The sequence below is a fragment of the Flavobacterium bizetiae genome (assembly GCF_902804475.1).
GTDB classification, from domain to species: Bacteria; Bacteroidota; Bacteroidia; order Flavobacteriales; family Flavobacteriaceae; genus Flavobacterium; species Flavobacterium bizetiae.
On record NZ_CADCSU010000245.1, the window covers coordinates 1 to 977 of the forward strand.

General features: G+C 27.4%; 1 protein-coding gene. It reads right to left on the minus strand.

Going from position 1 to position 977, the window contains the following annotated elements:
• A partial coding sequence (locus FLACOL7796_RS24535; protein ID WP_173973389.1) for a hypothetical protein occupies nt 1-868 on the minus strand: 868 nt, incomplete at its 3' end.
• Nucleotides 869-977: the final 109 nt, after the last annotated feature.

Genomic DNA, 977 nt, shown 5'->3' on the forward strand with positions numbered 1-977 from the left:
TTTTAAGATCATCGAAAGTAGTTCCTGATACTATAATTTCTTTTAATCTCTTTTCAGTATCCAAAGTTCTTTTTAGAGTCATTGTTTTAAAAGATCTCGGATATGGCGCTAAATTAGTATATTCATGATCTATTTTTACAATATTGTTAGTGCTCTTTTTTCCAAATTTATCTTGTAGTATAGAATAAAGCGTATTGTAACTATAAAGCAATGGAGTTTCATACGTATAATCACTACCTTTTACATAAGCATCAGCATCATAAGTGTAATTAATCGTATAGCTAAATTTTGCACGAACTAAATTAACCTCGGCTTTGGTAATATTTCCATTCTGTTCTTCAAAATTCACTTCACTAACTAATGCATAACTAGGAGAAAACCTATTTTTACTGTATATTTTAACTTTAGAAATATATTGATTTTTATAGGTATAAAGTGTTGAATCAGAATAAGTATTTACAACCTCAGGGTTACTTTCATTCACATTAGTTTGATGATTTACAATTGATTCAACACTTCCAGCTTTTAAATGAATTGATCTTTTCGAATTTATTTTAACGCCAGTAATATTGTCTTCTAATTGATTAACCTCGATTAAATCAGAATTAACATAAGTAATTCCATAAACAAATCCGCCTTCTTTTACTTTTACAATTTTATTTTCGTTATCGTATTCATAAGATTCTTTATCACGTACAATCCCGATGTATGGATGATTAGGATAAGAAAAAGAAACTAGTTTTTGATTTTTCAGATCGATAACCGGTGGTTCTACAACAATTGGGTCAGCATTAGAATCATCAGAAGAACATGATGTTATTGCGACACTTAGTAAAGGTAAAAAAAATAGTAGTTTTGGAAATTTCATAAAATTGGTAAATTAATAATATTAGGTTTAAATTTTCGTGGCAATATTAAGACATTAAATCTTACAAAAAAAATTATCCACACTAGTTAAATCTATAAAACAGAAAAGA